The 25,105-nt window shown below is 60.5% G+C and carries 28 protein-coding genes and 5 tRNA genes; 11 read left to right on the plus strand and 22 right to left on the minus strand.

Translation table 11 applies throughout. The features are described from left to right. Positions 1-41: 41 nt before the first annotated feature. Positions 42-2,201 (minus strand): DUF1631 domain-containing protein, encoded by a 2,160-nt coding sequence (locus GDV60_RS23015; protein WP_159908845.1) that lies wholly within the window; start codon positions 2,199-2,201, stop codon positions 42-44. Positions 2,202-2,467: 266 nt separating this feature from the next. On the opposite strand from GDV60_RS23015, the gene nadC reads away from it, so the two are divergent. Beyond that, on the plus strand, positions 2,468-3,316 hold the full coding sequence (nadC, locus tag GDV60_RS23020) for a carboxylating nicotinate-nucleotide diphosphorylase (protein WP_159908847.1): 849 nt from the start codon (positions 2,468-2,470) through the stop codon (positions 3,314-3,316). Between the two features lie 66 nt (positions 3,317-3,382). Here the strand turns inward: nadC and GDV60_RS23025 are convergent, their stop codons facing one another. From GDV60_RS23025 to GDV60_RS23040, 4 genes are all read right to left on the minus strand, one after another. After that, complete coding sequence (locus tag GDV60_RS23025; protein WP_159908849.1) at positions 3,383-3,688, minus strand: DUF6388 family protein; 306 nt, start codon at positions 3,686-3,688, stop codon at positions 3,383-3,385. A 136-nt stretch (positions 3,689-3,824) separates the two neighbouring features. Then, a tRNA-Thr gene (locus tag GDV60_RS23030) sits at positions 3,825-3,897 on the minus strand. 39 nt (positions 3,898-3,936) lie between these two features. Further along, entirely contained in the window at positions 3,937-5,343 is a 1,407-nt protein-coding gene (locus GDV60_RS23035) for an O-antigen ligase (RefSeq protein ID WP_159908851.1), read from the minus strand. Between the two features lie 77 nt (positions 5,344-5,420). Further along, a complete protein-coding gene (locus GDV60_RS23040) occupies positions 5,421-5,831 on the minus strand; it encodes a pilin (RefSeq protein WP_029291989.1) in 411 nt (136 codons plus the stop codon). Positions 5,832-6,034: 203 nt separating this feature from the next. Between GDV60_RS23040 and GDV60_RS23045 the strand changes: the two genes are divergently transcribed. The 4 genes from GDV60_RS23045 to yacG are packed head-to-tail and all read left to right on the plus strand — an operon-like array spanning position 6,035 to position 8,950. Further along, positions 6,035-7,255 (plus strand): type II secretion system F family protein, encoded by a 1,221-nt coding sequence (locus GDV60_RS23045; protein ID WP_159908853.1) that lies wholly within the window; start codon positions 6,035-6,037, stop codon positions 7,253-7,255. 2 nt (positions 7,256-7,257) lie between these two features. Next, positions 7,258-8,130, plus strand: a complete 873-nt coding sequence (locus tag GDV60_RS23050; protein ID WP_159908855.1) for an A24 family peptidase — start codon at positions 7,258-7,260, stop codon at positions 8,128-8,130. Next, positions 8,127-8,750, plus strand: a complete 624-nt coding sequence (coaE, locus tag GDV60_RS23055; RefSeq protein WP_159908857.1) for a dephospho-CoA kinase — start codon at positions 8,127-8,129, stop codon at positions 8,748-8,750. Before GDV60_RS23050 ends, coaE begins: the two co-directional genes overlap by 4 nt. Further along, positions 8,747-8,950 (plus strand): DNA gyrase inhibitor YacG, encoded by a 204-nt coding sequence (gene yacG, locus GDV60_RS23060; protein WP_092238375.1) that lies wholly within the window; start codon positions 8,747-8,749, stop codon positions 8,948-8,950. The genes coaE and yacG overlap by 4 nt, the downstream gene beginning before the upstream one ends. Here yacG and GDV60_RS23065 read toward each other — a convergent pair. The 3 genes from GDV60_RS23065 to GDV60_RS23075 all read right to left on the minus strand — a co-directional run bounded on the left by GDV60_RS23065 (position 8,947) and on the right by GDV60_RS23075 (position 10,403). Beyond that, positions 8,947-9,162: a hypothetical protein gene (locus GDV60_RS23065; protein ID WP_029292000.1), complete on the minus strand. Its 216-nt coding sequence runs from the start codon at positions 9,160-9,162 to the stop codon at positions 8,947-8,949. The genes yacG and GDV60_RS23065 overlap by 4 nt on opposite strands. A 63-nt stretch (positions 9,163-9,225) precedes the next feature. Next, positions 9,226-9,915, minus strand: a complete 690-nt coding sequence (locus tag GDV60_RS23070) for an energy-coupling factor ABC transporter permease (RefSeq protein WP_029292001.1) — start codon at positions 9,913-9,915, stop codon at positions 9,226-9,228. Continuing rightward, positions 9,912-10,403 carry an FAD/FMN-containing dehydrogenase gene (locus GDV60_RS23075; protein ID WP_169390310.1) on the minus strand — a complete coding sequence of 164 codons (492 nt, stop codon included), beginning with the start codon at positions 10,401-10,403 and terminating at the stop codon, positions 9,912-9,914. The genes GDV60_RS23070 and GDV60_RS23075 overlap by 4 nt, the downstream gene beginning before the upstream one ends. 78 nt (positions 10,404-10,481) lie before the next feature. Here GDV60_RS23075 and GDV60_RS23080 point away from each other — a divergent pair, with 78 nt between their 5' ends. Genes GDV60_RS23080 through GDV60_RS23090 form a run of 3 tightly spaced genes read left to right on the plus strand, consistent with a single transcriptional unit; the run spans position 10,482 to position 12,683 of the window. Then, on the plus strand, positions 10,482-11,111 hold the full coding sequence (locus GDV60_RS23080) for a DUF1780 domain-containing protein (RefSeq protein ID WP_029292005.1): 630 nt from the start codon (positions 10,482-10,484) through the stop codon (positions 11,109-11,111). A 39-nt stretch (positions 11,112-11,150) separates the two neighbouring features. Continuing rightward, positions 11,151-11,324 carry a DUF3094 family protein gene (locus tag GDV60_RS23085; protein ID WP_104910930.1) on the plus strand — a complete coding sequence of 58 codons (174 nt, stop codon included), beginning with the start codon at positions 11,151-11,153 and terminating at the stop codon, positions 11,322-11,324. Between the two features lie 60 nt (positions 11,325-11,384). Further along, complete coding sequence (locus GDV60_RS23090; protein WP_159908859.1) at positions 11,385-12,683, plus strand: NAD(P)/FAD-dependent oxidoreductase; 1,299 nt, start codon at positions 11,385-11,387, stop codon at positions 12,681-12,683. Positions 12,684-12,840: 157 nt separating this feature from the next. Here the strand turns inward: GDV60_RS23090 and GDV60_RS23095 are convergent. From GDV60_RS23095 to rluD, 7 genes are all read right to left on the minus strand, one after another. Further along, positions 12,841-12,917 (minus strand) — tRNA-Pro (locus tag GDV60_RS23095). 96 nt (positions 12,918-13,013) lie between these two features. Beyond that, a tRNA-Lys gene (locus GDV60_RS23100) sits at positions 13,014-13,089 on the minus strand. Between the two features lie 5 nt (positions 13,090-13,094). Continuing rightward, positions 13,095-13,171 (minus strand) — tRNA-Pro (locus GDV60_RS23105). A 9-nt stretch (positions 13,172-13,180) separates the two neighbouring features. Beyond that, positions 13,181-13,256, minus strand: a tRNA-Asn gene (locus GDV60_RS23110). 303 nt (positions 13,257-13,559) lie between these two features. Next, positions 13,560-16,124, minus strand: coding sequence for an ATP-dependent chaperone ClpB (clpB, locus tag GDV60_RS23115; protein WP_092230488.1), 2,565 nt, complete (start codon positions 16,122-16,124; stop codon positions 13,560-13,562). A gap of 154 nt (positions 16,125-16,278) precedes the next feature. After that, complete coding sequence (gene pgeF / locus GDV60_RS23120; RefSeq protein WP_029292012.1) at positions 16,279-17,004, minus strand: peptidoglycan editing factor PgeF; 726 nt, start codon at positions 17,002-17,004, stop codon at positions 16,279-16,281. Continuing rightward, complete coding sequence (rluD, locus tag GDV60_RS23125; RefSeq protein ID WP_029292014.1) at positions 17,001-17,963, minus strand: 23S rRNA pseudouridine(1911/1915/1917) synthase RluD; 963 nt, start codon at positions 17,961-17,963, stop codon at positions 17,001-17,003. Before rluD ends, pgeF begins: the two co-directional genes overlap by 4 nt. A gap of 149 nt (positions 17,964-18,112) precedes the next feature. Here rluD and GDV60_RS23130 point away from each other — a divergent pair, with 149 nt between their 5' ends. Both GDV60_RS23130 and GDV60_RS23135 read left to right on the plus strand, forming a co-directional pair. Further along, entirely contained in the window at positions 18,113-19,138 is a 1,026-nt protein-coding gene (locus GDV60_RS23130) for an outer membrane protein assembly factor BamD (RefSeq protein ID WP_029292017.1), read from the plus strand. A gap of 127 nt (positions 19,139-19,265) precedes the next feature. After that, positions 19,266-19,499 (plus strand): PP0621 family protein, encoded by a 234-nt coding sequence (locus tag GDV60_RS23135; protein WP_029292019.1) that lies wholly within the window; start codon positions 19,266-19,268, stop codon positions 19,497-19,499. Positions 19,500-19,549: 50 nt separating this feature from the next. On the opposite strand, the gene thiO is transcribed toward GDV60_RS23135, so the two are convergent. From thiO to pilV, 5 genes are read right to left on the minus strand one after another with little or no spacing between them, the layout of a single operon-like run. After that, on the minus strand, positions 19,550-20,650 hold the full coding sequence (gene thiO / locus GDV60_RS23140; RefSeq protein ID WP_070994137.1) for a glycine oxidase ThiO: 1,101 nt from the start codon (positions 20,648-20,650) through the stop codon (positions 19,550-19,552). Between the two features lie 59 nt (positions 20,651-20,709). Continuing rightward, positions 20,710-21,108, minus strand: a complete 399-nt coding sequence (locus tag GDV60_RS23145) for a type IV pilin protein (RefSeq protein WP_070994138.1) — start codon at positions 21,106-21,108, stop codon at positions 20,710-20,712. A 12-nt stretch (positions 21,109-21,120) separates the two neighbouring features. After that, positions 21,121-21,612 (minus strand): PilX N-terminal domain-containing pilus assembly protein, encoded by a 492-nt coding sequence (locus GDV60_RS23150; protein WP_092230491.1) that lies wholly within the window; start codon positions 21,610-21,612, stop codon positions 21,121-21,123. Positions 21,613-21,646: 34 nt separating this feature from the next. Continuing rightward, positions 21,647-22,354, minus strand: coding sequence for a PilW family protein (locus GDV60_RS23155; RefSeq protein WP_092230494.1), 708 nt, complete (start codon positions 22,352-22,354; stop codon positions 21,647-21,649). Continuing rightward, entirely contained in the window at positions 22,351-22,836 is a 486-nt protein-coding gene (pilV, locus tag GDV60_RS23160) for a type IV pilus modification protein PilV (protein WP_371923835.1), read from the minus strand. The genes GDV60_RS23155 and pilV overlap by 4 nt, the downstream gene beginning before the upstream one ends. 203 nt (positions 22,837-23,039) lie before the next feature. On the opposite strand from pilV, the gene GDV60_RS23165 reads away from it, so the two are divergent. Further along, positions 23,040-23,621, plus strand: a complete 582-nt coding sequence (locus tag GDV60_RS23165; protein ID WP_029292030.1) for a GspH/FimT family pseudopilin — start codon at positions 23,040-23,042, stop codon at positions 23,619-23,621. On the opposite strand, the gene ispH is transcribed toward GDV60_RS23165, so the two are convergent. Beyond that, positions 23,575-24,522, minus strand: a complete 948-nt coding sequence (gene ispH / locus GDV60_RS23170) for a 4-hydroxy-3-methylbut-2-enyl diphosphate reductase (RefSeq protein ID WP_029292032.1) — start codon at positions 24,520-24,522, stop codon at positions 23,575-23,577. The two genes, GDV60_RS23165 and ispH, sit on opposite strands and share 47 nt — an antisense overlap. 139 nt (positions 24,523-24,661) lie before the next feature. After that, positions 24,662-25,099 carry an FKBP-type peptidyl-prolyl cis-trans isomerase gene (fkpB, locus tag GDV60_RS23175; protein ID WP_178121370.1) on the minus strand — a complete coding sequence of 146 codons (438 nt, stop codon included), beginning with the start codon at positions 25,097-25,099 and terminating at the stop codon, positions 24,662-24,664. Between the last annotated feature and the right edge of the window lie 6 nt (positions 25,100-25,105).

Here is a 25,105-nt window from a genome sequence, read left to right on the forward strand (position 1 = left end):
TAGGAGCACTCAGTATGCCGTGATCGGCCTGGTGGTTGCGATCACTTGGCGCGATTGAGTTGCCGCAGATTGCCGATCACCGACGCCAGGGCGCGGTCGAACAACAGCGCGTCATCCAGGGTACGGACCCCGCCACGCTTGAACTCGAGGGCCAACTCCGTGCAGGTTTTTTCCAGGACCTTAAGGCCCGTGCGATTGACGAAGATGTAGCTGTTGGCCGGGGCGATAATCGCCGTCAGCTTGCAGCGCAGGGTGTTTTCTTCATCTTCGCGGAACTCGACCCAACTGCCGATGTGCAATTGCCGAACCTTGAGCAGATCGGGATCATCCTCCGCCAGGCTGAGCGCCTGCGAAGGCATTTCGGCGCTCGCATCCCCGCGCACTTCGACCAGCGCCACGCTGGGCGGCGGCGTGCCCTGGAATGCCTGGGTATGCAGCGCCTGTAACTGGATAAAAAACTCCCGGGTGACAAAGGAGTCGAACGCCGCCTCGCTCAACCCCTCACGCAGGGCCTTGAGCAGCGCGGGTAATTGCTCCAGCAAGCGACGACCGGCCTCGGTGTGCTCACTCAGGCTGACACTCCAGATCAATTCGTCCATGGACCGCAGCCGTGCCTGCCATTGCGGCGAGTGCTGGCCGTGCTTGAGGCATTCAAGCAACAAGACCTGGCTCCACGCATGTTGCAGGAACTGCACTACGAAATGCGGCAAGACCTTACCCTGCAAGCGCTGATTGACTGCATCGGCAACCCGCTGCCGCGCCTGCTCGGTACGGGCGCGCCCTTCTTCGGCGTCGCGGGTGCGCTGTTCGAGCAACTCACTGCGGCGGCGCTCGTCCTGGGTATAAGCAGTGAACTCTTGCAGGAGCACCGAGAAAATTGCCGGATCGTCGACAAAGTCGTTCAACAGGCGTTGCACCACCTGCTCGATGCGCAGGTAAAGGCTGTCACGCTGATAATCATCACGCTTGCCCCAGCCCATGGCCGCAGCCCCGATTTCATTGAGCAAGCGCCGCGCCGGGTGGCTGCCGCGGCTGAAGAAACTCTTGTCCAGCACGGCCACTTTCAACATGGGAATCTGCAGGCGCGCAATCAACGCCTTGAAGGAATCAGGCAAGGTGCGGTCGTCGAGGATGAACTCAAACAGCATGGCGATCAGGTTGATCACATCCTCGTCAGCATCCTCCACTACCCGCGACTTGCCACTCTTGACGCTGACCCGGGTGAGCAGTTCTTCCAACTGGCGGCGCAAGTCAAAATCGTCCTCCACCGCAGGCTCCGGCACATACTGCTGCAGATGGGACAGCAGGCGCAGCAGGTCGCGGGTGGAAATCGGCTGGGCCTGGGCGCTGGCCTCCAGGGTCGGCGCCACACTGCCGCGCACCGTCAGCAGCAGCTCCTGCAGAGCCGCGAAGACTTGTTGCTCGGCCTCGTCGGCCTGTGGGTCGGCTGCCGGCGGTACCTCGGCCGGCGGGCGGGCGCTGCTGGCGCGCTCGCCGGAACGGCGCGAAGGTACGGCCTTGAGCTCGGGCAGTACGCCCGTGGCGGCCAGCAACTGATTGGCCTCGCCGTACAGCAGATCGGCATCGCTGAGTACGTACTTTTCAAACAGTTTCAAAATAATCAGCTTGACCCGGATCTCCACCCCCAGGCTGCGCCCGGCCCGCAGGAAGTACTCACAGAGCATCGCCGGGCCAAGGGGGTTTTCCCGATCATCCAGGCGCTTGCCCAACAACGCACCCAGGCGCGCGGTCAGTTGTCCCAGGGCCAGGCCGTCACGGTGCATGACCTTGTCGAGCATGGCCTCCAGGGCCACGGCTTTTTCCAGATCGTCAGCCGACACCCCCGGCGCGGCCTCGTAGGAGACCGTCGGCAGCAACAGTTCGCCTTGCCCGGCCTGCCCCAGGTTGGCGAACGCGGCGAAAAGCTGCTCCATGAACACACGCTCGAAGTTCTTGCGCTTGAGGCGCAGGTCGCGCATGGCTTCAAAGAAAATATTGTGGTCGGCGTTGTTGCGCGCCTTGTCGGCCATTTCGAACAGAGTGTCGTCGGCGTTATCGAACAGTTCCTGCAAACCCCGGTCCAGTTGCTGCGTGGCCTTGTCACGAACCTGAAGCACGATCACGGGCAGGCGGGCGAGCGGCGATGGCATCGCTTGTGCGGCGACCTTATTGATCGGCACCACCTTTGCGTCATTGTGCATGCTGGCCTCCTGGAATGACGGGGTTCGGTTTTATGAGCGCTCGCCGCAACCGCCGGCGGAACAGCGGCAGGTAGCGATTATCTATAGATCACCGAGACGTCAAAGCTATGACGCCAATTGCAAGGCGCGAGATTATCTTGCAATTAGACCCTGTAGCGCCAGCAAACTCTGTAGCTGCTTTGTAATCAGGCAGGTTATGCCTGCATACCTTGGGTTCGGCGCTGCCATGCCCCTATAATCGGGGCACTTTGTATGTGGAGCCCGCTATGCCGAATCTACGCCTCGCCGACCTCACCGCCGAAATCGAAGCCAACGTGCGCCGCGCACTGCTGGAAGACATCGGCAGCGGCGACATCACCGCGCAATTGATCCCTGCCGAACGGCTGGCCAAGGCCACGATCATCACCCGTGATGCTGCCGTCATCAGTGGCACCGCCTGGGTCGATGCCGTGTTCCGCCAGTTGGACCCACGGGTTGCCGTGCACTGGCAGGTGCGCGACGGTGAGCGCGTCAGCCCCAACCAGGCGCTGTTCCACCTCGAAGGCCCTGCCCGCTCGCTGTTGACCGGTGAGCGCAGCGCGCTGAACTTCCTGCAGTTGTTATCCGGCGTGGCCACACGTGCGCAATACCTGGCGGACTTCGTCGCAGCCACCCAGGTCAAGCTGCTGGACACCCGCAAGACCCTGCCCGGCCTGCGCCTGGCGCAAAAGTACGCAGTGACCTGCGGCGGTTGCCACAATCACCGCATCGGCCTGTATGACGCGTTCCTGATCAAGGAAAACCATATCGCCGCCTGCGGTGGCATTGCCCAGGCCATTACTGCCGCCCACAAGATCGCCCCCGGCAAGCCGGTGGAAGTCGAAGTGGAGAGCCTGGAAGAGTTACGCGAAGCGCTGGCGGCGGGCGCCGATATCATCATGCTGGATGAGTTGAGCCTGGACGACATGCGCGAAGCCGTACGCTTGAACGGCGGCAAGGCCAAGCTGGAAGCCAGCGGCGGGATCAATGAAAACACCTTGTTGCCCATTGCCGAGACCGGCGTGGACTACATCTCCATCGGGGCGATGACCAAGGATGTGAAGGCGGTGGATTTGTCGATGCGGCTCAGTATTTGAGTCGCGGCGGGCTACAAGCTGCAAGCGTGTCGATCGGCACTTGCAGCTTGTGGCTTGCGACTGGGCTTAAACCACCAGATTGTTCATCTCGCAGTACTCTTCCCACTCGACACCCAACACCTCGGCCGCCTCTTTATGCAGGGCCAGGCGTGCCACTTCGAACTCCTCTGGCGTGGACGTGTACTTGAGGGTCAGCTCCCAAGGCTGGAAGCCCTGGCTCTCGGCCTCGTCCTCGAATGCCCACTGGATCTGGTCGCGCTGCTCATCAGCACTCAAGTCCTTGATCTCTTCCTTAAGCTGCGGCGACTCCTCGAGGTACTTGTTGAGGGCTTTTGTGTGCCGCTCTTGCTGGGTCATTTCTGTCGTGGTCATGGCGTTCTCTTAGATCGAGGAATGGGGATGCATCTGGGTCATCAAGGTTGCGCAGATACAAAAGAACGGGCATGAATACCGGTTCGTCTGGCCTTCAGAACCATTCTGGGATCATCTGAAAACTGTGGTGCCTTTTTGCCCGAGACAGGAGTCGAACCTGCGACCTTCGCGTTACGAGTGCGCTGCTCTACCAACTGAGCTACACGGGCGGTGGGCTAAAGCTAGCACTGCATGGGGCGCCCGGCAACTTACCGGATGTGCGGCGCAATGACTCCCTGGACCCAGAACCGTGGCTGCAGGTGGCCTTTGGCAGTGTCGATGTAGTGTTGGCTGCGCTCCGTGGAGCCAGGCAGGTCGCGGTACACGACAACTACCAGCAACGCCGCCGCAAGCACAGCCGCCACTTGCCAGGCCCGATGCAACAGCGGCATCGGTTCGACAACCGGCGCGTGCCACGGATGCAATGCCATCAGCCAGCCCACCACCAGCGCCAACCAGAGTTGCGAATAGGGCATCACCATCACCCCGTCGACCATCGCCTGCACGGTCGCGCCCAGCAACGCGGCGAACAGACACAGGCGCAACAGGTCTTGCGGTGACCGTGCCGGCCCTTGCCGATGGATCACCCTCAACGTGGCCCAACCACCGCGCAGCGCCAGCAACGACACACACAAGGCCGAGGGCACGCCCCACTCACTGGCCCACTGCAGGATTGCCTGGTGTGGGTGGGCTGCGATCGGGTTGGGGATATCAGCAAAGTGCATCGGCCCAAAACCGAGCCATGGCCGTTCGCGGATCATGTCCCAGGCTTGCCACCAGATCACTTCACGACCTGAAAGGCTGGTGGTGAGCCGGTCATTGGAAAGACTGGCAATCTCCAGCCCCAGGTAACGCGCCAAAACCATGAACAACAACCAGTACAAAAACAGCCCGCCACACAACGCAGCCACCTGCCAGGCCAACCAGCGACGCCCCGCAGCCCCCAAAAAAGCCAGGATGACCGCCGCAACGCCGATCCCCAGCCAGGTACCACGGGTGCCACCACCAATTGCAATCAACCACCAGGCACACAACAGGGCGAACACCAGGCCACGCGTCAACCGCGAAGTGCTCGCAAGCAGCAGCGGCAACGCCAGCAAGGGCAAGGTAAAGGTCTGGAACTGGCCGTAGAAGCGCTTGTTGGAGAACCCACCAAGCAGAAGATCTGTGTCCAGTGTCGTGTCGCCACTGGTAAACGCCAGCACGCCTGCGTACCCATACTGAAGGGTCTTGATCAGGCACAGCAGCAACACAAACAGGATCAGCGCCTGATCCAGGGCCTGATCGCCATTGCGTCGCAGCCGGGCAAAAGCCACCGCAATCACCCCGCAGGTGAGCATCAGCGCCCACTCGGTCAACGCCCAAAGTGGCTGGTGGGCCAACCACGTGGAGACCAACCCCAGGCCAAGAACCAGCGCCAGGCCGATCGCGGTGGGCCTGTCGACCAGCCTGCCGGCGGGAGTCACCAGGCCATAGACCACTGCGCACACGCCAACGCCAACCTGCACCACACGCTGCCAGTCATGACCACTGAAGGATAGGGTGATGCCCAGTAGCAGAAGGCTCAGCGCCAGCACTAGGAACACGCTTCCTCGCTGTTGCACGGATAACGTCATGGGCAACCTTTACTTCCTTGTGGAGTGCCTGGGAGCCGTTACGCCCGGCTCCCGTCACTGATTCAGGCGACCCGGCCTCATTTGACAGCCGCGCACCCCTTTGCAATGTACTGCTCGTCAGCGGTCGTGGTGCACTTCCAACCCTCACTGGCACTGCGCGCCAGGGTAATGAGCTTGCCCTGGATGGGCGCAGGCGCATCGAGAATTTCACAGGCAATCGAACCCGTGCCCGTAGCCACATCACCTGCAACGCTGATCGTGCAGTTGGCGGTCGGGCTGGTACCACCGATCAGCGCCAGCGTGGGCACCGTGCCCTGGTTGAAGGTGTCCTCGAAACCGGCCTTCAACGCCGAGATTTCCGCCAGCCCTGCCGTGAACTTGGCCTTGGCCTGATGCTTGGTATACATGGGCAGGCCAATCGTGGCCAAGATGCCGATGATCGCCACGACGATCAACAACTCGATCAAAGTAAAGCCGTTCTGACGCATCACACTCACTCTCCAGAATAAAAACCCATCGCAAGGCACATCCTGCGCCCTGCCCTTGGCAACCGCGCCAGTGTACTCATCCGCGTCGGGCCAGGCCCTCACAAGACGCACAATCTGACATTTTTCCCCTCCCCAATAGCCGGATGGACACAGAGGCCTGACTAAGCTGTAGATCATCACCTGCCGATGAGCTATCGCCGCCAATGAATGATGTCACTGTGAGCCCCTCCGCCACCTATGCTTGGGAAGGCACGTTGCGCAATGGCCGCAAGGTGTCCGGCGAAACCCGTGGCCATAGCCCGGCCGTGATCAAGGCACAACTGCGCCGGCAAGGCATAACCCCGGTTCGGGTACACGTGCGCTCCAGACTCCTTTGCGGCCTGGGCAACCCAATCACCCCAGCCGATATTGCGCTGTTCACCCGCCAACTGGCGACCCTGCTGAAGGCGGGAATTCCCTTGCTACAAGCCTTCGACATGATTGGCGAAGGCTTTGACAGCCGGGCCATGCGCACAATGGTCCAAGGGCTGAAGCAGGAGATTGCCGCCGGCAACAGCCTGACCGCTGCGCTATCGAAACAGCCGCAGTGCTTCAACCCCCTGTATTGCAGCCTGATCGCGGCCGGCGAACAGGCCGGCACCCTGGAGACCTTGCTGGAGCGGGTAGCCACCCACCTGGAGAAGAGCCAGCGCCTCAAGGCCCGGATCAAGAAGGCCATGACCTATCCGCTGGTGGTCGTGCTCGTGGCGATGCTGGTCAGCAGCATCTTGCTGATCCACGTCGTGCCCCAATTCGAAAGCCTGTTCGCCGGCATCGACACACCGCTGCCACGCTTTACCCTGCTGGTCATCGGGCTGTCCGAATTCATGCAAGGCGCATGGTGGATGCTATTGCTGACCGCAATCGCAAGTGCCTGGGGAATACGCCGCGCCTACCGCCGACACAACGGTTTGCGCCTGTGGCTGGACACGGGTTTGTTGAAACTGCCGCTGGCAGGCACACTGCTGAAAAAAACCGCAGTCGCCCGCTACGCTCGCACACTCGCCACCACCTTTGCCGCTGGCGTACCGCTGGCACAGGCGCTGGACTCAGTGGCCGCAGCCGCCGGCAACGAGCGGTTCACACAGGCAATCACGCGTATGCGCCAGGACGTGGCAATAGGAATGCAATTGAATCGAACCATGACCGCCAGCGGCCTGTTCCCTGGCATGGCGATCCAGATGACAGCCATCGGCGAAGAATCAGGAGCGCTGGACAGCATGCTGGAGAAGGTCGCCGATCATTATGAAACGGACGTCGACAACCTGGTGGACAACCTCAGCAGCCTGATGGAGCCGCTGATCATGGTGGTGCTCGGCAGCATTGTCGGGGCACTGGTAATCGCCATGTACCTGCCGATCTTCCAGCTTGGCACGGCGTTTTGAATATGACCCTGGACCAACTCCTGATCCTCCATCCCTGGTTGTTCGTCTGGGCAGCACTGGTGCTCGGGCTGATCGTCGGCAGCTTCCTCAACGTGCTGGTCTGGCGCCTGCCAAAAATGCTCGAACGGGACTGGCGCGCCCAGGCCCATGAGATACTCGGCCTGCCTCCGGAGCCCGGTGGCCCGACCTATAACCTGTTGCACCCCAACTCCTGTTGCCCGCATTGTTCGACGCCGATTCGCCCATGGGAAAATATCCCGGTGATCAGTTATCTGCTGCTCAGGGGGCGCTGCGCGCGATGCCACGGCTCCATCAGCCCGCGCTACCCGCTCACCGAACTGGCCTGCGGGCTGCTCTCGGCATTTATCGCCTGGCACTACGGCTTCGGCTGGCCGGCCGCTGGAGTGCTGCTCTTGAGCTGGGGCTTGCTAGCCATGAGCCTGATTGATGCCGACCACCAGCTATTACCGGATGTGCTGGTGCTGCCACTGCTGTGGCTGGGGCTGATCCTCAATTACTTCGAGCTGTATGTAACGCTGCCCGATGCAGTGCTGGGCGCGGTTGCCGGGTACCTGAGCCTGTGGTCGGTGTTCTGGCTATTCAAGCTGTGCACCGGCAAGGACGGCATGGGCTATGGCGACTTCAAGCTGCTAGCCCTGCTCGGCGCCTGGGGTGGCTGGCAGATCCTGCCGCTGACGCTGTTGCTGGCGTCGCTGGTGGGTGCGATCGCAGGGGTGATTGTGTTGCGCATGCGTAACGCGCAGACCTCGGTGCCCCTGCCTTTTGGCCCCTATCTGGCGATTGCCGGCTGGATTGCATTGCTCTGGGGTGGTCAAATAACCGACTTCTATTTGCAGTCTGTCGGTTTCAAATGACCACTTCTGTCGCAACACCCTGGATTCTTGGCCTGACGGGCGGCATCGGCAGCGGCAAAAGCGCTGCGGCCCAGCACTTTATCGACCTTGGCGTGGACCTGATCGACGCCGACCATGCCTCACGCTGGGTGGTGGAGCCCGGGCGGCCAGCGCTGGCGAAGATTGCCGAGCACTTCGGTGGTGGGATTCTGCTGCCCGATGGCCAGTTGGATCGCGCCGCCTTGCGCAGGCGTATTTTCGAGGCGCCGCAAGAGCGCCTGTGGCTGGAAGCCCTGCTGCACCCGCTGATTGCCGACGAGATCCGCAGCCATCTGGCCCGCGCCCGCTCGCCCTATGCGATTTTGGTGTCGCCGTTGTTGATCGAGTCGGGTCAATACACCATGACCCAACGCATCCTGGTGATCGATGTGCCGCAATCAACGCAAATTCAGCGTACCCTGCTGCGCGACGGCATCAGCGAAGAACAGGTGCAGGCTATTCTCAAGGCCCAGGCCTCCCGGGAAGATCGCTTGCGCCATGCCGACGATGTACTGGTCAATGACCAGGACCTGGCCTGGCTACAGGCCGAGGTCGAGCGACTGCACCACTTTTACCTTACTTTGCGTGGAGGCCGAACATGAGCCAACCCTTGACCGTCGAATGCCCAACCTGCGGCGCCCCCGTGGAATGGAAAGCGACCAACCTCAACCGGCCATTCTGCTCGGATCGCTGCAAACTGATCGACCTGGGTGCCTGGGCCTCAGAAGAACACAAGATTCCGGTCAGCCCGGACGCCGAAGACGAGCTGTTCTCCGAAGACCTGCCACCGCGCGCCCATTAAGGCCGCATAAAAGCGTATTCCTGCTGGTCGTCGAGGTTTTCCGCAAGGTATTGCAACTCGTCGGCCAGGTCTTCAAAACTGCGCACGCCCTTGCTCTGCTGCACCACGGCACTCAACAGGGCACGCAGGCTCAAACCTGGATCAAAGCCAATTTCCAGCGCCGCTTCCTGACTCCTGCGTATCTCTTGCCGCGCCCACTCGTACACACTCATGATCGTGCTCCTGGAAGTTTCGCAGAGCATGCGACCACTTGCGCGTTGTGCCTTTGATTTGGATCAAGGCCGCGAATTGTCGTCCTTCCAGGGCGCCGAGAGGTAGCGCGTGCGGTTGAACGTCTCAAGCCACTCCGGGCAAAACACCACCAAGGCACTGATCACCATGCCGTTGATGAAGGCTTCGGGAAAGATGATCAGCCACAGGTAGCCGATAAAGTCTTCGATCCACTCGGGCATGGCGAAGCGACCGTCCAGCCACAGCAAGCCCAGGCCGGCCAACAGGCACAGCAACGCCGACAATGCGGCGGCAAAAAAACCGGAACAGAAGATATACACGAACGGATTGCGCGGTTGCGCCCGCTCCACCAGCAACGCACATGTCTCGGTCACCAATACCGGCAAGAGGATCAGCAGTGCACCGTTGACCCCGACCGCCGCCAGGTCCTGGCGCCCGAGCAGCACCAGGCCCAGTTGCGCAGCCAGCCCACCGACAATTGCCAGCGGCCAGTCGAGCAACAGGGTCACGGCGGTCATGCCGATAAAGTGGTAGGACACGCCGGTATCGAAATCCCGACGCACCAGCCACAGCATGAACAGCGCGAACACCGTACCGAACAACAAATGCTGGCGCCGTCGGTCGGCAAACAACTCGACCCAGGACGAGCGCAGGACCGCCCAAACAATCACCGGCGCATACAGCAGCCAGCCCAGCCACAGGGTTTGCGGCGCCAGCACGGCGGCACTGATCACGGCTGCACCTGCTCCAGGGCCTGGCGCAGTTCGGTGGCAGAGGCGTACTCATGGCGCGCGACCAGCTTGCCGTCTTCCAGTTGCAGCCACAGCACTTTATCCACAGGCGCCGGATAACGTGGAGCGATCCGTGCATCACGGTCGAGCATGACCCGGTAGTTGTAGGCCTGCATCGCGGGGACGGCGAAAAGCTTGGCGATCAACCTCGGCATGCGCTGGATATCGGCGACAAACACCACATGGCGCGCCTCCAGATAGCCCTTGGGCTGGCCCTGCAATGCCGCATCCACCTGTTTGGCTGCGTCCATGCTGCGCGCCACCAGCAGGACCTGCGCCTGATTATCCAGGGTATAGGCCTGGTCGAATTGATCCAGCAAGGTCCAGGGCGCTAGCCGCTCCCCGAGCTCAACTGCCTGGGCCCACAGGGGCAGAAAGACCAGAAACACCGCAACCAAAAACCTCACCGCGAACTCCTTGAGCAAAACCATCAACCGAACCGCCAGTCTACACCGAGCCTTTTCACACGGGACTTCCTGCGGTCATCATTTGAACGCTAAGCTGGAACCATGGATGACTCAGATTATTTGCGCCTGCTCACCATAGCGGCCGAACAAGCCAACGCGTTCCTGTCCAATGCCCGCAAATGGGAGCGTGAGCGTTGGGTCTGCCAGCGCCTGCTACAAGGCCTGAATGTGCCCTACCGCGCCGAAGAATTTCATGCCGCCGGTCAAGAACCGCCGGATGTGCTGTTTCGCGACGCCAGTTTCGAAGTGTTTTTTGTCCTGGACGAAGGCCGGCGCCTGAATGACGAATGGCGCGACGAACTGCTACGGCGGCGCAGCGCTTTTTCCCTGAGCCAATTGGTGCGACGTGAAGCCAAGCCCAGGCGCATTCCCGCCCATGAGTTCCTGCTGCGCCTGGCGCCGACCCTGCGCAAGAAGGCCCATAACTATAAAGAACGCGGCATGGACCTGGGGGAGCTGGATATCATCGCCTTCGCCAGCCTCAAGCGCGAAGTGCTGGACCTCAACAGCCATTTCCCGCCGCCCACGGAATACCTGCGCCAGGGCTGGCGCTCGCTGTCATTGGTCGGCCCGACCTTTGCACGCGTGTTGTTCGCCCACCCGGACGCCCCGGATTTCTTGCGCAACAACCTGGGGCGCAGCATAGTGTTCGACGTGGGTATCAGCCTGTAACGTGATGCCCTTTTGCAACGTCTACCTGACGAGGCCTTTATGACCAGCCGCCTGAACCCTGACGACCAAGAACATGTCGAAGAGTACCTGCAACTGTCCCAACACCAGGTTGAGCGCAAGCCTTTCCGGCCGTGGCTGCTCCTTGGGGTGGTACTGATTGTGGTGATTGGCCTGGGCCTCCTGAGCCGCCTTTTGAGTTACCTGACGCTATGAGCTGCCTGGCGCTCGCTCGGGTAACTGCACCGATTTCTTTTAGCCTTGCGAGATACCCCCATGACCCATCGTATTATTATCGTCGGCGGCGGCGCCGGCGGCCTGGAGTTGGCTACCCGACTGGGTAAGACTCTGGGCAAGCGCGGTACCGCCAGCATCACGCTGGTGGACACCAACCTGACCCATATCTGGAAACCCCTGCTGCACGAGGTTGCCGCCGGCTCGCTGAACTCCTCTGAAGACGAACTCAATTACGTTGCCCAGGCAAAATGGAACCACTTCGAGTTCCAACTGGGGCGCATGAGCGGGCTCGATCGTGAACAGAAGATAATCCAGCTGGCCGCGACCCTTGATGAAGAAGGCCGGGAACTGGTGCCTGCGCGCGTGTTGGGCTATGACACCCTGGTGATTGCGGTCGGTAGCACCACCAATGACTTCGGCACCGAGGGCGCAGCACAACACTGCCTGTTCCTCGATACCCGCAAACAGGCAGAGCGCTTCCACCAGCAATTGCTCAACCACTACCTGCGCGCCCATGCCGGGCAAACCGATGTGGTGGAAAAAATCAGCGTGGCAATCGTTGGCGCTGGCGCCACCGGTGTCGAGTTGGCCGCGGAGCTGCACAACGCGGCCCATGAGCTGGCAGCCTATGGCCTGGACCGGATCAAACCAGAAAACATGTCCATCACCCTGATCGAAGCCGGGCCACGGGTATTGCCAGCCCTGCCAGAGCGGATCAGCGGACCTGTGCATAAAACCCTGGAAAAGCTCGGGGTGACGGTCATGACCAACTCCGCCGTGAGCGAAGTCACCGCCGACAGCCTGATCACCAGCAGTGGCCAGGTGATTCCCGCCAGCCTCAAGGTGTGGGCCGCCGGGATTCGCGCGCCGGGCTTTCTCAAGGACATCGACGGCCTGGAGACCAACCGCATCAACCAACTGCAGGTGCTGCCAACACTGCAGACCACCCGTGACGAGAATATCTTCGCCTTTGGCGACTGCGCGGCCTGCCCGCAGCCAGGTACCGACCGTAACGTTCCACCGCGGGCGCAAGCGGCCCACCAGCAGGCGTCGTTGCTGGCCAAATCGCTGAAATTGCGCATCGAGGGCAAATCCCTGCCCAGCTATAAGTACACCGACTACGGCTCACTGATCTCGCTGTCGCGTTTTTCGGCTGTGGGTAACTTGATGGGCAACCTGACCGGCAGCGTGATGCTTGAAGGCTGGCTGGCGCGGATGTTCTATGTGTCGCTGTACCGCATGCACCAGATGGCCTTGTACGGGTTCTTCCGCACGATGATGTTGATGCTGGGCAGCAAGATTGGGCGGGGCACTGAGCCGCGGCTCAAACTCCACTAACAACACGGTCCCGGATGGGGGGGCTTGCTCCCGATAGCGGTGGTTCACACACACCGCAATCGGGAGCAAGCCCCCTTCTACATTGGATCGGCGGCACTTTCAGGTTTTGCGCAGGCAAAAAAAATCCCCGTATCTTTCGATACGAGGATTTTTAATATGGTCGGGGTAAGGGGATTCGAACTCCTGACATCCTGCTCCCAAAGCAGGCGCGCTACCGGACTGCGCTATACCCCGGTAAAAAAAAGGCGACCTTTTCAAGTCGCCTTCTTCGATCAGTGCTTTTGGCCTCTGATCTTAAGATTCGATTCCAGCGTTAACTGGTCTCAAAAATGGTGGGTCGTGTGGGATTCGAACCTACGACCAATTGGTTAAAAGCCAACTGCTCTACCAACTGAGCTAACGACCCAAAAATGGTCGGGGTAAGGGGATTCGAACTCCTGACATCCTGCTCCCAAAGCAGGCGCGCTACCGGACTGCGCTATACCCCGGTTTGAAATTGGCTCCGTGACCAGGACTCGAACCTGGGACCCAATGATTAACAGTCATTTGCTCTACCGACTGAGCTATCACGGAACTACATATTTCAAAGTACAACTTTTACTGCGGTGTATCCTTCTCTTCGACGCTGTCCGTATCGCTACGTTAGCGTGTCTGAGGCGCGCTATTCTACAATCTTAAAAACCCCTGTCAACCCTTTAAATTGCTTTTAAGACAATGATTTGCGCTTCTTTCTGATTTCTCCTTGGGGAGAAGAAACCCGTGGGCTGACGTTGCTGCGGGGCGCACTTTACAAGCCTTTGCCTTACAGTTCAACGCCCTATCGAAAAAAAAGGCCCCGCAATGCGGGGCCTTTGCTTATAACCACCCAATCGGCACTTAGTGGAAGACGATTTCGTCGTTTTCCACGGTGGCCTTGACGCTGGTCCCCGGCATAAAGCTGCCCGACAGGATCAGTTGGGCCAACGGGTTCTCGATCCAGCGCTGGATCGCACGTTTTAATGGCCGTGCGCCATACACCGGGTCGTAACCCACGGCGATCAACTTGTCCAAGGCCTCGCTGCTCAGTTCCAGCATCAGCTCGCGCTCCGCCAGACGGCTGCGCAGGCGGCCCAACTGGATCTCGGTAATGCCCGCGATCTGATCCCGCGCCAGAGGCTCGAAGATCACCACTTCATCGACCCGGTTGATAAATTCCGGGCGGAAGTGGCTGGTCAGCGCATCCATTACCGCAGCACGCTGACCTTCACGATCCCCGACCATTTCCTGGATCTGTACCGAGCCCAGGTTGGAGGTCATCACGATCACCGTATTACGGAAATCCACGGTACGCCCGTGGCTGTCCGTCAGCCGGCCATCTTCCAGCACTTGCAGCAACACGTTGAACACGTCCGGGTGAGCCTTCTCGACCTCATCCAGCAGGATCACCGAGTAAGGCTTACGCCGTACCGCTTCGGTCAGGTAGCCACCTTCCTCGTAGCCCACATAGCCTGGTGGCGCCCCGATCAAGCGAGCCACGGAATGTTTCTCCATGAACTCGGACATATCGATACGCACCATCGCCTCTTCTGTATCAAAGAGGAACTCGGCCAGGGCCTTGCACAACTCGGTCTTACCCACGCCGGTCGGGCCGAGGAACATGAACGAGCCACTCGGGCGGTTCGGGTCGGACAACCCGGCGCGCGAACGCCGTACCGCGTTGGACACAGCCACCACCGCCTCTTCCTGGCCGATGACGCGCTGGTGCAACAGGCTTTCCATACGCAACAGCTTGTCACGCTCGCCTTCCAGCATCTTCGACACCGGAATGCCGGTCCACTTGGACACAACCTCGGCAATTTCTTCCTCGGTCACCTTGCTGCGCAGCAACTGGTTTTCGCTGTGACCATGCTGGTCGACCATCTGCAGGCTGCGCTCCAGATCCGGGATCACCCCGTACTGCAGCTCGGCCATGCGGTTCAGGTCGCCTTTACGGCGGGCAGCTTCCAGCTCCTGGCGCGACTGCTCGATCTTTTGCTGGATCTGTGCGGAACCCTGCACTTCGGCTTTTTCCGAGGTCCAGATTTCTTCCAGGTCCGAATACTCACGTTCCAGGCGGACGATTTCTTCCTGGAGTTTTTCCAGGCGTTTCTTCGCCGCGTCATCGTCCTCTTTCTTCAGCGCCTGGGATTCGACTTTCAGTTGAATCAGGCGGCGCTCAAGGCGGTCCAGCACTTCAGGCTTGGAGTCGATTTCCATGCGAATACGGCTGGCCGCTTCGTCGATCAGGTCGATGGCCTTGTCCGGCAACTGACGGTCAGTGATGTAGCGATGGCTCAACTTGGCCGCCGCAATGATCGCGCCATCAGTGATTGCTACCCGGTGGTGGACCTCATAACGCTCTTTCAGGCCACGCAGGATCGCGATGGTGTCTTCTTCACTCGGCTCTTCCACCAGGACTTTCTGGAAACGACGTTCAAGGGCCGCGTCCTTTTCAATGTACTGGCGGTACTCGTTGAGCGTGGTCGCGCCAACGCAATGCAACTCGCCCCGAGCCAGTGCTGGCTTGAGCATGTTGCCCGCATCCATCGAGCCTTCGCCTTTACCGGCGCCGACCATGGTGTGCAGTTCGTCGATAAACAGAATGATCTGCCCTTCCTGCTTCGACAGTTCGTTAAGCAGGGATTTGAGGCGCTCTTCGAACTCACCACGGAACTTGGCACCGGCGATCAACGCGCCCATGTCCAGGGACAGCAAGCGCTTGCCCTTGAGGCCGTCCGGCACCTCACCATTAATGATGCGCTGGGCCAGGCCTTCGGCGATGGCGGTTTTACCCACGCCAGGCTCGCCGATCAGCACCGGGTTGTTCTTGGTGCGTCGCTGCAGGACCTGGATGGTGCGACGAATTTCATCGTCACGCCCGATCACCGGGTCCAGCTTGCCGTCTTCGGCGCGCTTGGTCAGGTCGACGGTGTATTTGTCCAGGGCCTGGCGCGACTCCTCGTGATTGGGGTCATTCACCGCCTCGCCGCCGCGCAGGTTGTTGATGGCATTTTCCAGGGCCTTTTTGCTCACGCCCTGGCCCAGCAACAACTTGCCGAGCTTGCTGTTGTCGTCCATGGCAGCGAGCAGCACCAGTTCGCTGGAGATGAACTGGTCGCCCTTCTGCTGAGCCAGGCGGTCCGCCTGATTGAGCAGGCGCGCCAAATCCTGGGACATATTCACGTCGCCCGTCGGATTCTGGATTTTCGGCAGCTGGTCGAGCTCTTTGCTCAATTCCTTGCGCAGGCTGTTGACGTCAAAGCCCACCTGCATCAGTAGGGGTTTGATCGAACCACCCTGCTGTTCGAGGAGCGCCTGCATCAAGTGCGCGGGCTCAATGGCCGGATGGTCGAGGCCAACCGCCAGGGATTGGGAATCCGATAACGCCAATTGTAATTTGCTGGTTAAACGATCAATACGCATTAGTCACCTTCCTTTTGAGCAGGCCGGAGCTATGTGCGAGCGAGCTTGCTCGCGATTAACGCATCCTGAATGAAGAAACCTGCCAGATACCCTTATAGATGGGGTGGATTCTGGAGGATTCAAGCCGGCAATGCATGATATGGATCAGCAGAGTCTAGCGTTCGAGCCAGATCAGGGAGGCAAATCGACCGGTGCGCGGGCTGCGCCGGTAAGAAAAGAAGCGTGGGTCGGTCACCGTACACAAACCGCCACCATAAACGGCGGTGATACCGCGCGCAGCCAGGCGCAGACGCGCCAACTGATAGATGTCGGCCAGGAACTTGCCAGGATTATGGCTGGGAACGAAAGCCTGCGCGGTTTGCGGATGTTGCTGCACGAAGGCTTCACGCACTTCTGGGCCCACTTCAAAGGCCTTCGGGCCAATCGCCGGGCCTAACCAGACCAGTACGTCGGCAGGCGCAGTGTCCAGGCTTTCGGCGGCAGCTTCCAGCACTCCCGCGGCCAGTCCACGCCAACCGGCATGGGCAGCGGCAACCCGGGTCCCGGCTTTGTTGCAAAACAAGGCCGGCAGGCAATCGGCGGTCATCGCCGTGCAGGCGATGCCGGGCGTATCGGTCCAGCTGCCATCTGCCTCGGCAATCTGCCCCGGATCGGCCTTGACCACGACGACACCATGGACCTGGCGCAGCCAGGCCGGCTGGATATCGAACGCGGCAGTGAGACGACGGCGATTCTCAAGTACAGCCCCAAGGCTGTCCTCGACATGATCGCCCAGATTCAGACTGTCGAACGGCGCCAGACTGACGCCGCCCGCACGGGTAGTGACACAGGCTTTCACCCCGGCCGGCGCAGGCCAGTCAGGAATCAGCCAGTCACTCATCCGACAAAGGCCTCGCGGTCTTGCTTGAGTAGCGACAGCAACCAGACAAAATCGTCGGGCAGTGGCGATTCCCAGCTCATCCGCTCACCGCTCGTCGGATGATCCAGCTCCAGGAAGCGTGCATGCAACGCCTGGCGCGGGAACGACTTCAACGATTCGACCATGGTCACACTGGCGGCCGGCGGAATACGGAAGCGACCACCGTAGGCCGGATCGCCGACCAACGGGAAGTTGATATGCGCCATATGCACCCGGATCTGGTGGGTACGGCCGGTTTCCAGCTTGACCCGCACATGGGTGTGGGAACGGAAACGCTCCAGCACGCGGTAGTGGCTGACGGCCTGCTTGCCACCCTCCATCACCGCCATGCGCTGGCGCTGCTGGCCATGACGACCGATAGGCGCGTTGATCTTGCCACCCGCCACGACCACACCAATCACGATGCACTCATAGATGCGGCTGACGCTGCGGCTCTGCAATTGTGTGACCAACTGCGTCTGTGCCTGGATGGTCTTGGCCACCACCATCAGACCGGTGGTGTCCTTGTCCAGGCGGTGGACAATGCCGCAGCGCGGGACATTGATGATGTCCGGCACATGGTGCAACAAGGCATTGAGCAAGGTGCCATCAGCGTGCCCGGCCGCCGGGTGAACCACCAGGCCTGCGGGTTTGTTGATCACCAGGATGTCGTCGTCTTCATAGACGATATCCAGCTCGATGTCCTGGGCGATCCATTCTCCCTGGGCTTCCTGCTCGGCAGTCAGCTCAAGAACCGAACCGCCATGAACTATGTCTCGCGGGCGGATAACCGCTCCATCCACAGTCAGGCGGCCGTCTTTGATCCAGGCGGAAAGGCGCGAGCGCGAGTGCTCAGCGAATAGTTGTGCGGCGACTTGATCGAGGCGTTGGCCGCCCAATTCGGACGGCACCTCTGCGCGAAGTTCAATTTTATCGGACATGCTCAGACTAGGCGTGGCACAGCCTTTGGTTTCGGCTGCGCGCTTGTGGTTAAATACGGCGTCTTTTGCCCCGAGGCTTTCATCGGGGCGCTCATCATAACAGGACGGCCCCGCCCAAGACAGCGGCCGTCATAGGGACGCAAGCCGCCATGCAAGTGAAACACCTGCTGCTGATCGCCATCCTCGCCATGACTGCTGCTTGCTCGTCAACAAAGGACGTCGTCGACGAAAACCTCAGTGAAGTCGAGCTGTACCAGCAGGCTCAGGCCGACCTGGACAATAATAGCTACACAAGCGCCACGGCCAAGCTCAAGGCCTTGGAGTCGCGTTATCCGTTTGGCCGCTATGCCGACCAGGCCCAGCTCGAACTGATCTACGCGAACTACAAGAACGCCGAGCCGGAAGCTGCCAAGTCCGCTGCCGAGCGTTTTATCCGCCTGCACCCGCAACACCCGAACGTGGACTACGCCTACTACCTCAAGGGCCTGACCTCGTTTGACCAGGACGTTGGCCTGCTGGCGCGCTTCCTGCCGCTGGACATGACCAAGCGTGACCCTGGTGCTGCGCGCGACTCCTATAACGAGTTCGCCCAACTGACCAGCCGCTTCCCCAACAGCCGCTACGCGCCGGACGCCAAGCAGCGCATGATCTACCTGCGCAACCTGCTGGCTTCCTACGAAATCCACGTAGCCCACTACTACCTGACGCGCCAGGCTTATGTCGCTGCCGCCAACCGTGGCCGCTATGTAGTGGAAAACTTCCAGGAAACCCCTTCGGTGGGTGATGGCCTGGCAGTAATGACCGAAGCCTACATGCGCCTGCATCTGGATACCCTGGCGGACACCAGCCTGCAGACCTTGAAACTCAACTACCCAGACCACCCAAGCCTGAAAGACGGCCAGTTTGTGCCGCAGGTTGCCGAAGCGGACAACCGCTCGTGGCTGAGCAAGTACACCCTGGGCCTGATCGAGTCCCGTCCGCCGTTGCCGCCAGGTGAAACCCGCGCCAACCAGGACATCCTCAAGCAGTATCAGGACGCCAAGGACTCCATCCCGTCCGAGCTCAAGCCCCATGACGAGAACGGCGACGTGATCGAGGAAGAAGCACCAGAGGCCCTGGGCAACAACCAGGATCGCTCGTGGTTCAGCTACATGACGTTCGGTGTCTTTGACTGAAAACCAGTCTGGCAGCGCAAGAAGGAGCCTCTCGGGGCTCCTTTTTTCATGACGCGACTTTATTACCCTGTGCGCCGTTAACATCCTTGGCTAAACTGCCGCATTCCCTGTCGAGAAGCTGCCTGCCATGGTTCGTTTACTGTTCTGGATTGCCCTGATTGCTGCTGCGGTATGGTTCTGGCGCAAGTTCAAGCGCTCCGCTTCTACGCAGCAACAGCCCCGCGAACAAGGCGCCGCGCCCATGGTTCGCTGTGCCCACTGTGGCGTACATCTGCCTCAGGACCGGGCATTGAGCCAGCAGCAGGAGTGGTACTGCACCCAGGCGCACCTCGAGCAGGGACCAAAGTCTATCGAACGCTGAAAGCCTGGAACCGTAGGAGCTGGCTTGCCGGCTCCTACAAGGGCCCACGCTTATATCCGACCAACGGGCGCATAGGGAGCGGGGTCAATAACCGGCTCATGCCCCAACAGCAAGTCAGCAAACAACTGGCAAGACGCAGGTGCCAATACCAGGCCGTTGCGGTAATGCCCGCAGTTGAGCCACAGCCCTTCAAACCCTGGCACCTTGCCAATATAAGGGATGCCCTCGGGCGAACCTGGCCGCAACCCGGCCCAATGCCCCACCACGGCGGCATCCGCCAGTGCCGGAATCAACTCCACCGCCGAGGCTTTCAGGCTTTCCAGGGCCGGTTCGGTCGGCGTCTTGTCGAAGCCTTCATGTTCCAGCGTACTGCCAACCAGGATGTGCCCATCCCGGCGTGGAATCGCATAGCGCCCTTTCGCCAGGACCATGCTCGACAGAAAGTCCGAGGCGCACTTGTACAGAATCATCTGCCCCTTGACCGGCTCCACGGGCAACGTCAGCCCCAGGCTGTCCAGCAATTCACCACTCCAGGCCCCGGCCGCGAGCACGACCTGATCGCCACGCACCTCACCCTGAGCCGTATTGACCCCGACGATGCTGCCGCCCTCCTGGATAAAGCCCTGTACCGCGCAATGCTCATGCAAGGTCACCCCGGGCAACGCCAACAACGCAGCCTTCAGGGATTTGACCAGGCGCGGATTACGCACGTTGGCCACGTCTGCCATATAAATGGCCTGTGAAAACCCTGCCCCCAGCACAGGAACCGCATCACGGGCGGCCGACACATCCACCTTGCTCAATGGCCGACCTTCCCGTGCAGCCCAGGCCAGGGCATCGGCCTCGTCGTCGAGGTCCAGCCAATAAAGGCCGGTGGTATGAACCTCGGGATCCACACCGGTGGCGGCAAACAGGCGCTGGGCCAATTGCGGATAGAAATCCTGGGACCAATGGGCCAGCGCCGTGACGGCCGGGCTGTAGCGCCACGGGTATAACGGCGAAACAATCCCGCCACCGGCCCAGGAAGACTCTTGCCCGACCGATGAACGGTCCAGCACGACCACTGCCTGCCCCTGCGTTGCCAGGTTGAACGCCGTCAACAGCCCGATAACACCACCACCCACCACTACGACTTGCTGTTGCTTAGTCATTGTTCGATCCAGCCCATGAAAAGAAAGGAGTACCCCTGGCACCCCGTCGCCCACCAGCCTCATCGCCCCCAGCACTCCTGACGAGTGGTGCCGGGCACCGCGCCGGGATTAGCCCGCGCGCCAGTGCTGGTCAAGCTGAACTCACCACAAGTATCACCCAGCATCGCGCCGGCAAGAGGCGTCGCGGTCAGGGTGAAGTCCTGCGGGTTCAGTATCACCGTGATTCTATAGCGATCATTACCGGTACTGACGCCGCTGGCATCAATAAAAGTGCCATTTCTCACGTAATAGCGTTCCAGCTGCTGGGCTTGCTCCGTGAGCAGCCCGACGATTTCTGTGCGGTAGGCCTTTTTCACATGGGCGCTGTACCCCGGATAAACCACCGCAGCCAATGTGGCAATGATCGCTAGTGCAATCAGTAACTCTATCAAGGTGAATCCTTTGCAGTTGCCGCTCATCGTGATGCTCACCTATTGAAGTTGTCGCCATAGAACTCGTCGAAATCCCCCACCGGCATCCGGGTCGACGCGCGCAAAGACGCTCTCCAGAACGGTGCGCGACTGACCGCTGAACCCCACAGCCGTGACCCGATATAAAGTTGCGGGGGTATTGGGCGGCAAATGTGCCATTCCGATACCGGGCCCCAGGTTTTGAATACCGTATACGCCCCCCTTCAGGCCGACCCAGGCGATGACCGAGACCGGATCGACACCCGGCTGGCTGATGGCATACGCCTCTTTTGGCGGTGCGCAGGTGACTTGCGACTGACAGGCCGGCAAACCGAACCCATGCGCCTGCACAGCCGACTCACCGCGCCTGAGCCCGTCTTCGGCCGCTTGAAACGATAAGTTGCGGTGCCTGATGCTGCCGGCGAGTTGCTCCTGCGACGTTGCGCCCTGCATCGATGACAGCCCGAGAACCGTCAACAGCAGCAGCAATACCAGGCTGATCAAGAGCACCATGCCGCGCTGCCTGGAGGCCGATATCCGGAGCCCACTATTCAAGGCGATTACGCACAGCTGCGACGGCGCTGTAGATCTGGTCGCGCGCGCGACGTGCCGGATCGCGGAGCGTCAACGCCACACGCACAGTGCGGATCAGCGATTCGTCGCTGGGGTGGCTGTCATACCGGGTCACGACACTGGACCCGGGCCGGCTGGCCATCCCGAAACTCATTTCGAACGCCCCCACGTTATCCACCAGCACCGCCTTGGCCGGGGTTGTTGGAGTGCTGATCTTCAGTTGCCCTGACTCAAAGGTGTAGGTCAGCTTGCGCACGGGAAAAGCGATCTGCCCGGTCCCTGGCTTGGGGGGGACCCCCGAATAGGCCTGAGCACTGTCAATACAATTGCTGAGCACCGTCCAGTCAGGACGACTGCCCTGGTCGCCGACATCGCCCGTGACCAGCGTCAGGCTGGTTGAGGCACCATTGACCAGCACACTGACGGGCCTGGAAAAGTCAGCAGGCGCCTGAGCAATCAAAGGCAGGGACAGGCAACCGAACATCCCCGCCAAGCGAATCTCCTGGAGCATCTTGCCCAGGACAAACCGCCCATCATCCTGCAATAGCGCCGAGGCGTGCTGGCTGGCCGCAGTGCTTCGGGCAGCCAGTGTTACCTGGACGGCCGCCAGGACTACAAGTAACCCCAGGAGCGTCGCCAGCAGTGCCTCGACCAGGCCAAAGCCCGCACTGGAGCGCCTCATAGCACAGGCCTCGGATCAACCGCGACACGACTGGTCAGGGTGAATGTTTCACGGGTGTTGTCAGCATTGGCTGCACGCGAATCATCCCAACTGATGTTGATAGTCACCTCGCGCTGGCTGATCGCAATCGAACCTTTGGCGGAATCGCCAGCCAAGTGGCGGATATTGGCCTCGAAGTCGTGCAAGTCCAGGTCGCGGACACTCGCGGCCAAGGTGTTGGCTGCCCAGCTATCGCCACTTTCCCAGGAGTAGTCAGCACCCGCGTTGGCGCGAATCCGGTCGAGCATGTCATAGGCGATGAAACTCGCCTGGCTGATCATTCTGGAGCTGTCGGTGTACTTGAGTGCATTCAGCTGGATCAACCCGGCCCCCAGCAGGCCGACGCCGAGAATCAGCAGCGAGACCAGCACTTCGATCAGGCTCATGCCAACCTCCCGAGCGGCGGGGACGGGAGTACAACACGTTATCGGGCAGGCTCGCATAGCCATCGTCATCCTTGTCGAGGGTCATGAAAACGGCCGAAATGGCCGTGGGTTGTCCAAGACTAGCGCCGCCCTGACAGCCGCGCTGCCCCTCGGAATATAGGGAAATACTTTGGACAGGAAGGCCATCACTGCGCAGTCGTGGACCGCCGCTATAACTATTCCTGTCACAAGCAAATGAACTGTCCACGGAGGGACGATGTATGAAACAACGCGGTTTCACATTGATCGAATTGCTGCTCGGTTTGATCGTCAGCGGCATCCTGGCGCAATTGGCAGTGCCCGGATTCAAGAGCCTGATGGACTCACAAACGCGACTGAGCGCGGCACAGGCACTGGCCTCCGGCCTGCGCTACGCCCGCACCCAAGCCATTGCTCGCAATCGGACGGTCGTCATCCATGCACTGGATGACGACTGGAGCAAAGGCTGGAGGGTGGTGGTGGACATGAATGGGCGCGGCCACCTGGACGACGACAACCCGGTACTGCTGGAGCGCCAGGACAATGGGCGGACTCCCATCGTAGGCAATACACCGGTGCGCACGCAGATTCGTTTCAGCGGGCTGGGCGAACCCCTGCTGTCTGCGGGAGGGTTTCGTGCCGGCACCGTGCATGTGTGCTCAGCGGAGCAGCCGCTGAGCCTGCATCAGGTAGTGCTGGCACCCAGCGGCCGGATCAGCTTGCGCAGCGACAAGGCCGAGCAGGCATTGTGCCGCGGGTACACCAGCGAGACAGGGCTCAGAGCAGCGAACGAACCCGCAGCTCCTTGGGCATGGAAAAAGTGATGTTTTCTTCACGCCCTGCCAGCTCATCGGCGCCTGTCGCGCCCCACGCCTGCAACTGCTGGATGACGCCACGCACCAAGACTTCCGGCGCCGAGGCGCCCGCCGTGATACCGATACGCTCGACACCGTCGAACCAACTGCGCTGCAGGTCTTCGGCGCCATCGATCAGGTATGCCGGAGTAGCCATGCGTTCGGCCAGCTCACGCAGACGATTGGAGTTGGAGCTGTTGGGACTACCCACCACCAGTACTACGTCGCACTCGTCGGCCAGTTGTTTGACGGCATCCTGGCGGTTTTGTGTGGCGTAGCAAATATCGTCCTTGCGTGGCCCACCAATGGCGGGGAAACGAGTACGCAGGGCATCAATGACGCGGCTGGTGTCATCCATCGACAAGGTGGTCTGGGTCACGAAGGCCAACTTTTCAGGGTTATGCACTTGCAGCTCGGCGACGTCTTTTTCGTCTTCCACGAGGTAGATCGCGCCGCCATTGCTGGCGTCGTACTGCCCCATGGTGCCTTCGACCTCCGGGTGGCCGGCGTGGCCGATCAGGATGCACTCACGGCCGTCACGGCTGTAGCGTGCCACTTCGATATGCACCTTGGTAACCAGCGGGCACGTCGCGTCGAAGACTTTCAGGCCGCGGCCTGCCGCTTCGGTGCGCACGGCCTGGGACACGCCGTGGGCGCTGAAAATGACGATAACGTCATCCGGCACCTGTTCCAGTTCCTCGACAAAAATCGCGCCGCGAGCCCGAAGGTCTTCGACAACGAACTTGTTGTGGACAACTTCATGGCGCACGTAGATCGGTGGCCCGAAGACTTCCAGGGCGCGATTGACGATTTCGATCGCCCGGTCCACGCCGGCGCAGAAGCCACGGGGGTTGGCGAGTTTGATTTGCATGCTGTGCCTCGTGTCTTGCCATGTAGGAGCGAGCTTGCTCGCGAAAATTTCACAGGCACCGCGATCATTCAGGATGCCAGGATTTTCGTTGAAGACCTTCGCGAGCTAGCTCGCTCCTACAATAGGCCGGAATCGTCAGTTAGAGCGCTTTAACGTCGATGATTTCAACATCAAAGGTCAAGGTCTTGCCGGCCAACGGGTGGTTGAAGTCGATAGTCACCTGAGTCTCATCAAAGGTTTTGACCACGCCGGGCAGCTCAGTATTCGCCGCATCGTTGAAGATCACCAGCAAGCCTTCCGACAGCTCCATATCCTGGAACTGCGAACGCGGGATGATCTGTACGTTTTGCGGGTTGGGCTGGCCAAAGGCGTTTTCCGGCGGGATCTGCAAGTTGCGCTTGTCGCCTGCCTTGAAGCCGAAAAGTGCCGCTTCGAAGCCCGGCAGCAGGTTGCCGTCGCCGACCTTGAAGGTCGCCGGGGCCTTGTCGAACGTGCTGTCGACCGTGTCGCCATTCTCCAGGCGCAATGCAAAATGCAAGGTGACTTCCGTGTTCTGGCCAATGCGTTGTTCGGCCAATACTTG

This window comes from Pseudomonas sp. DTU12.1 (genome assembly GCF_009873475.1).
In the GTDB taxonomy this organism is placed as follows: Bacteria; Pseudomonadota; Gammaproteobacteria; order Pseudomonadales; family Pseudomonadaceae; genus Aquipseudomonas; species Aquipseudomonas proteolytica.

What these genes read in the sequence shown, in the direction of transcription:
- GDV60_RS23015 (WP_159908845.1), bottom strand. Translation starts at nt 2,201, where the DNA reads ATGCACAATGACGCAAAGGTGGTGCCGATCAATAAGGTCGCCGCACAA.
- nadC (WP_159908847.1), top strand. Translation starts at nt 2,468, where the DNA reads ATGCCGAATCTACGCCTCGCCGACCTCACCGCCGAAATCGAAGCCAAC.
- GDV60_RS23025 (WP_159908849.1), bottom strand. Translation starts at nt 3,688, where the DNA reads ATGACCACGACAGAAATGACCCAGCAAGAGCGGCACACAAAAGCCCTC.
- GDV60_RS23035 (WP_159908851.1), bottom strand. Translation starts at nt 5,343, where the DNA reads ATGACGTTATCCGTGCAACAGCGAGGAAGCGTGTTCCTAGTGCTGGCG.
- GDV60_RS23040 (WP_029291989.1), bottom strand. Translation starts at nt 5,831, where the DNA reads ATGCGTCAGAACGGCTTTACTTTGATCGAGTTGTTGATCGTCGTGGCG.
- GDV60_RS23045 (WP_159908853.1), top strand. Translation starts at nt 6,035, where the DNA reads ATGAATGATGTCACTGTGAGCCCCTCCGCCACCTATGCTTGGGAAGGC.
- GDV60_RS23050 (WP_159908855.1), top strand. Translation starts at nt 7,258, where the DNA reads ATGACCCTGGACCAACTCCTGATCCTCCATCCCTGGTTGTTCGTCTGG.
- coaE (WP_159908857.1), top strand. Translation starts at nt 8,127, where the DNA reads ATGACCACTTCTGTCGCAACACCCTGGATTCTTGGCCTGACGGGCGGC.
- yacG (WP_092238375.1), top strand. Translation starts at nt 8,747, where the DNA reads ATGAGCCAACCCTTGACCGTCGAATGCCCAACCTGCGGCGCCCCCGTG.
- GDV60_RS23065 (WP_029292000.1), bottom strand. Translation starts at nt 9,162, where the DNA reads ATGAGTGTGTACGAGTGGGCGCGGCAAGAGATACGCAGGAGTCAGGAA.
- GDV60_RS23075 (WP_169390310.1), bottom strand. Translation starts at nt 10,403, where the DNA reads ATGGTTTTGCTCAAGGAGTTCGCGGTGAGGTTTTTGGTTGCGGTGTTT.
- GDV60_RS23080 (WP_029292005.1), top strand. Translation starts at nt 10,482, where the DNA reads ATGGATGACTCAGATTATTTGCGCCTGCTCACCATAGCGGCCGAACAA.
- GDV60_RS23085 (WP_104910930.1), top strand. Translation starts at nt 11,151, where the DNA reads ATGACCAGCCGCCTGAACCCTGACGACCAAGAACATGTCGAAGAGTAC.
- GDV60_RS23090 (WP_159908859.1), top strand. Translation starts at nt 11,385, where the DNA reads ATGACCCATCGTATTATTATCGTCGGCGGCGGCGCCGGCGGCCTGGAG.
- clpB (WP_092230488.1), bottom strand. Translation starts at nt 16,124, where the DNA reads ATGCGTATTGATCGTTTAACCAGCAAATTACAATTGGCGTTATCGGAT.
- pgeF (WP_029292012.1), bottom strand. Translation starts at nt 17,004, where the DNA reads ATGAGTGACTGGCTGATTCCTGACTGGCCTGCGCCGGCCGGGGTGAAA.
- rluD (WP_029292014.1), bottom strand. Translation starts at nt 17,963, where the DNA reads ATGTCCGATAAAATTGAACTTCGCGCAGAGGTGCCGTCCGAATTGGGC.
- GDV60_RS23130 (WP_029292017.1), top strand. Translation starts at nt 18,113, where the DNA reads ATGCAAGTGAAACACCTGCTGCTGATCGCCATCCTCGCCATGACTGCT.
- GDV60_RS23135 (WP_029292019.1), top strand. Translation starts at nt 19,266, where the DNA reads ATGGTTCGTTTACTGTTCTGGATTGCCCTGATTGCTGCTGCGGTATGG.
- thiO (WP_070994137.1), bottom strand. Translation starts at nt 20,650, where the DNA reads ATGACTAAGCAACAGCAAGTCGTAGTGGTGGGTGGTGGTGTTATCGGG.
- GDV60_RS23145 (WP_070994138.1), bottom strand. Translation starts at nt 21,108, where the DNA reads ATGAGCGGCAACTGCAAAGGATTCACCTTGATAGAGTTACTGATTGCA.
- GDV60_RS23150 (WP_092230491.1), bottom strand. Translation starts at nt 21,612, where the DNA reads ATGGTGCTCTTGATCAGCCTGGTATTGCTGCTGCTGTTGACGGTTCTC.
- GDV60_RS23155 (WP_092230494.1), bottom strand. Translation starts at nt 22,354, where the DNA reads ATGAGGCGCTCCAGTGCGGGCTTTGGCCTGGTCGAGGCACTGCTGGCG.
- pilV (WP_371923835.1), bottom strand. Translation starts at nt 22,836, where the DNA reads ATGCGAGCCTGCCCGATAACGTGTTGTACTCCCGTCCCCGCCGCTCGG.
- GDV60_RS23165 (WP_029292030.1), top strand. Translation starts at nt 23,040, where the DNA reads ATGAAACAACGCGGTTTCACATTGATCGAATTGCTGCTCGGTTTGATC.
- ispH (WP_029292032.1), bottom strand. Translation starts at nt 24,522, where the DNA reads ATGCAAATCAAACTCGCCAACCCCCGTGGCTTCTGCGCCGGCGTGGAC.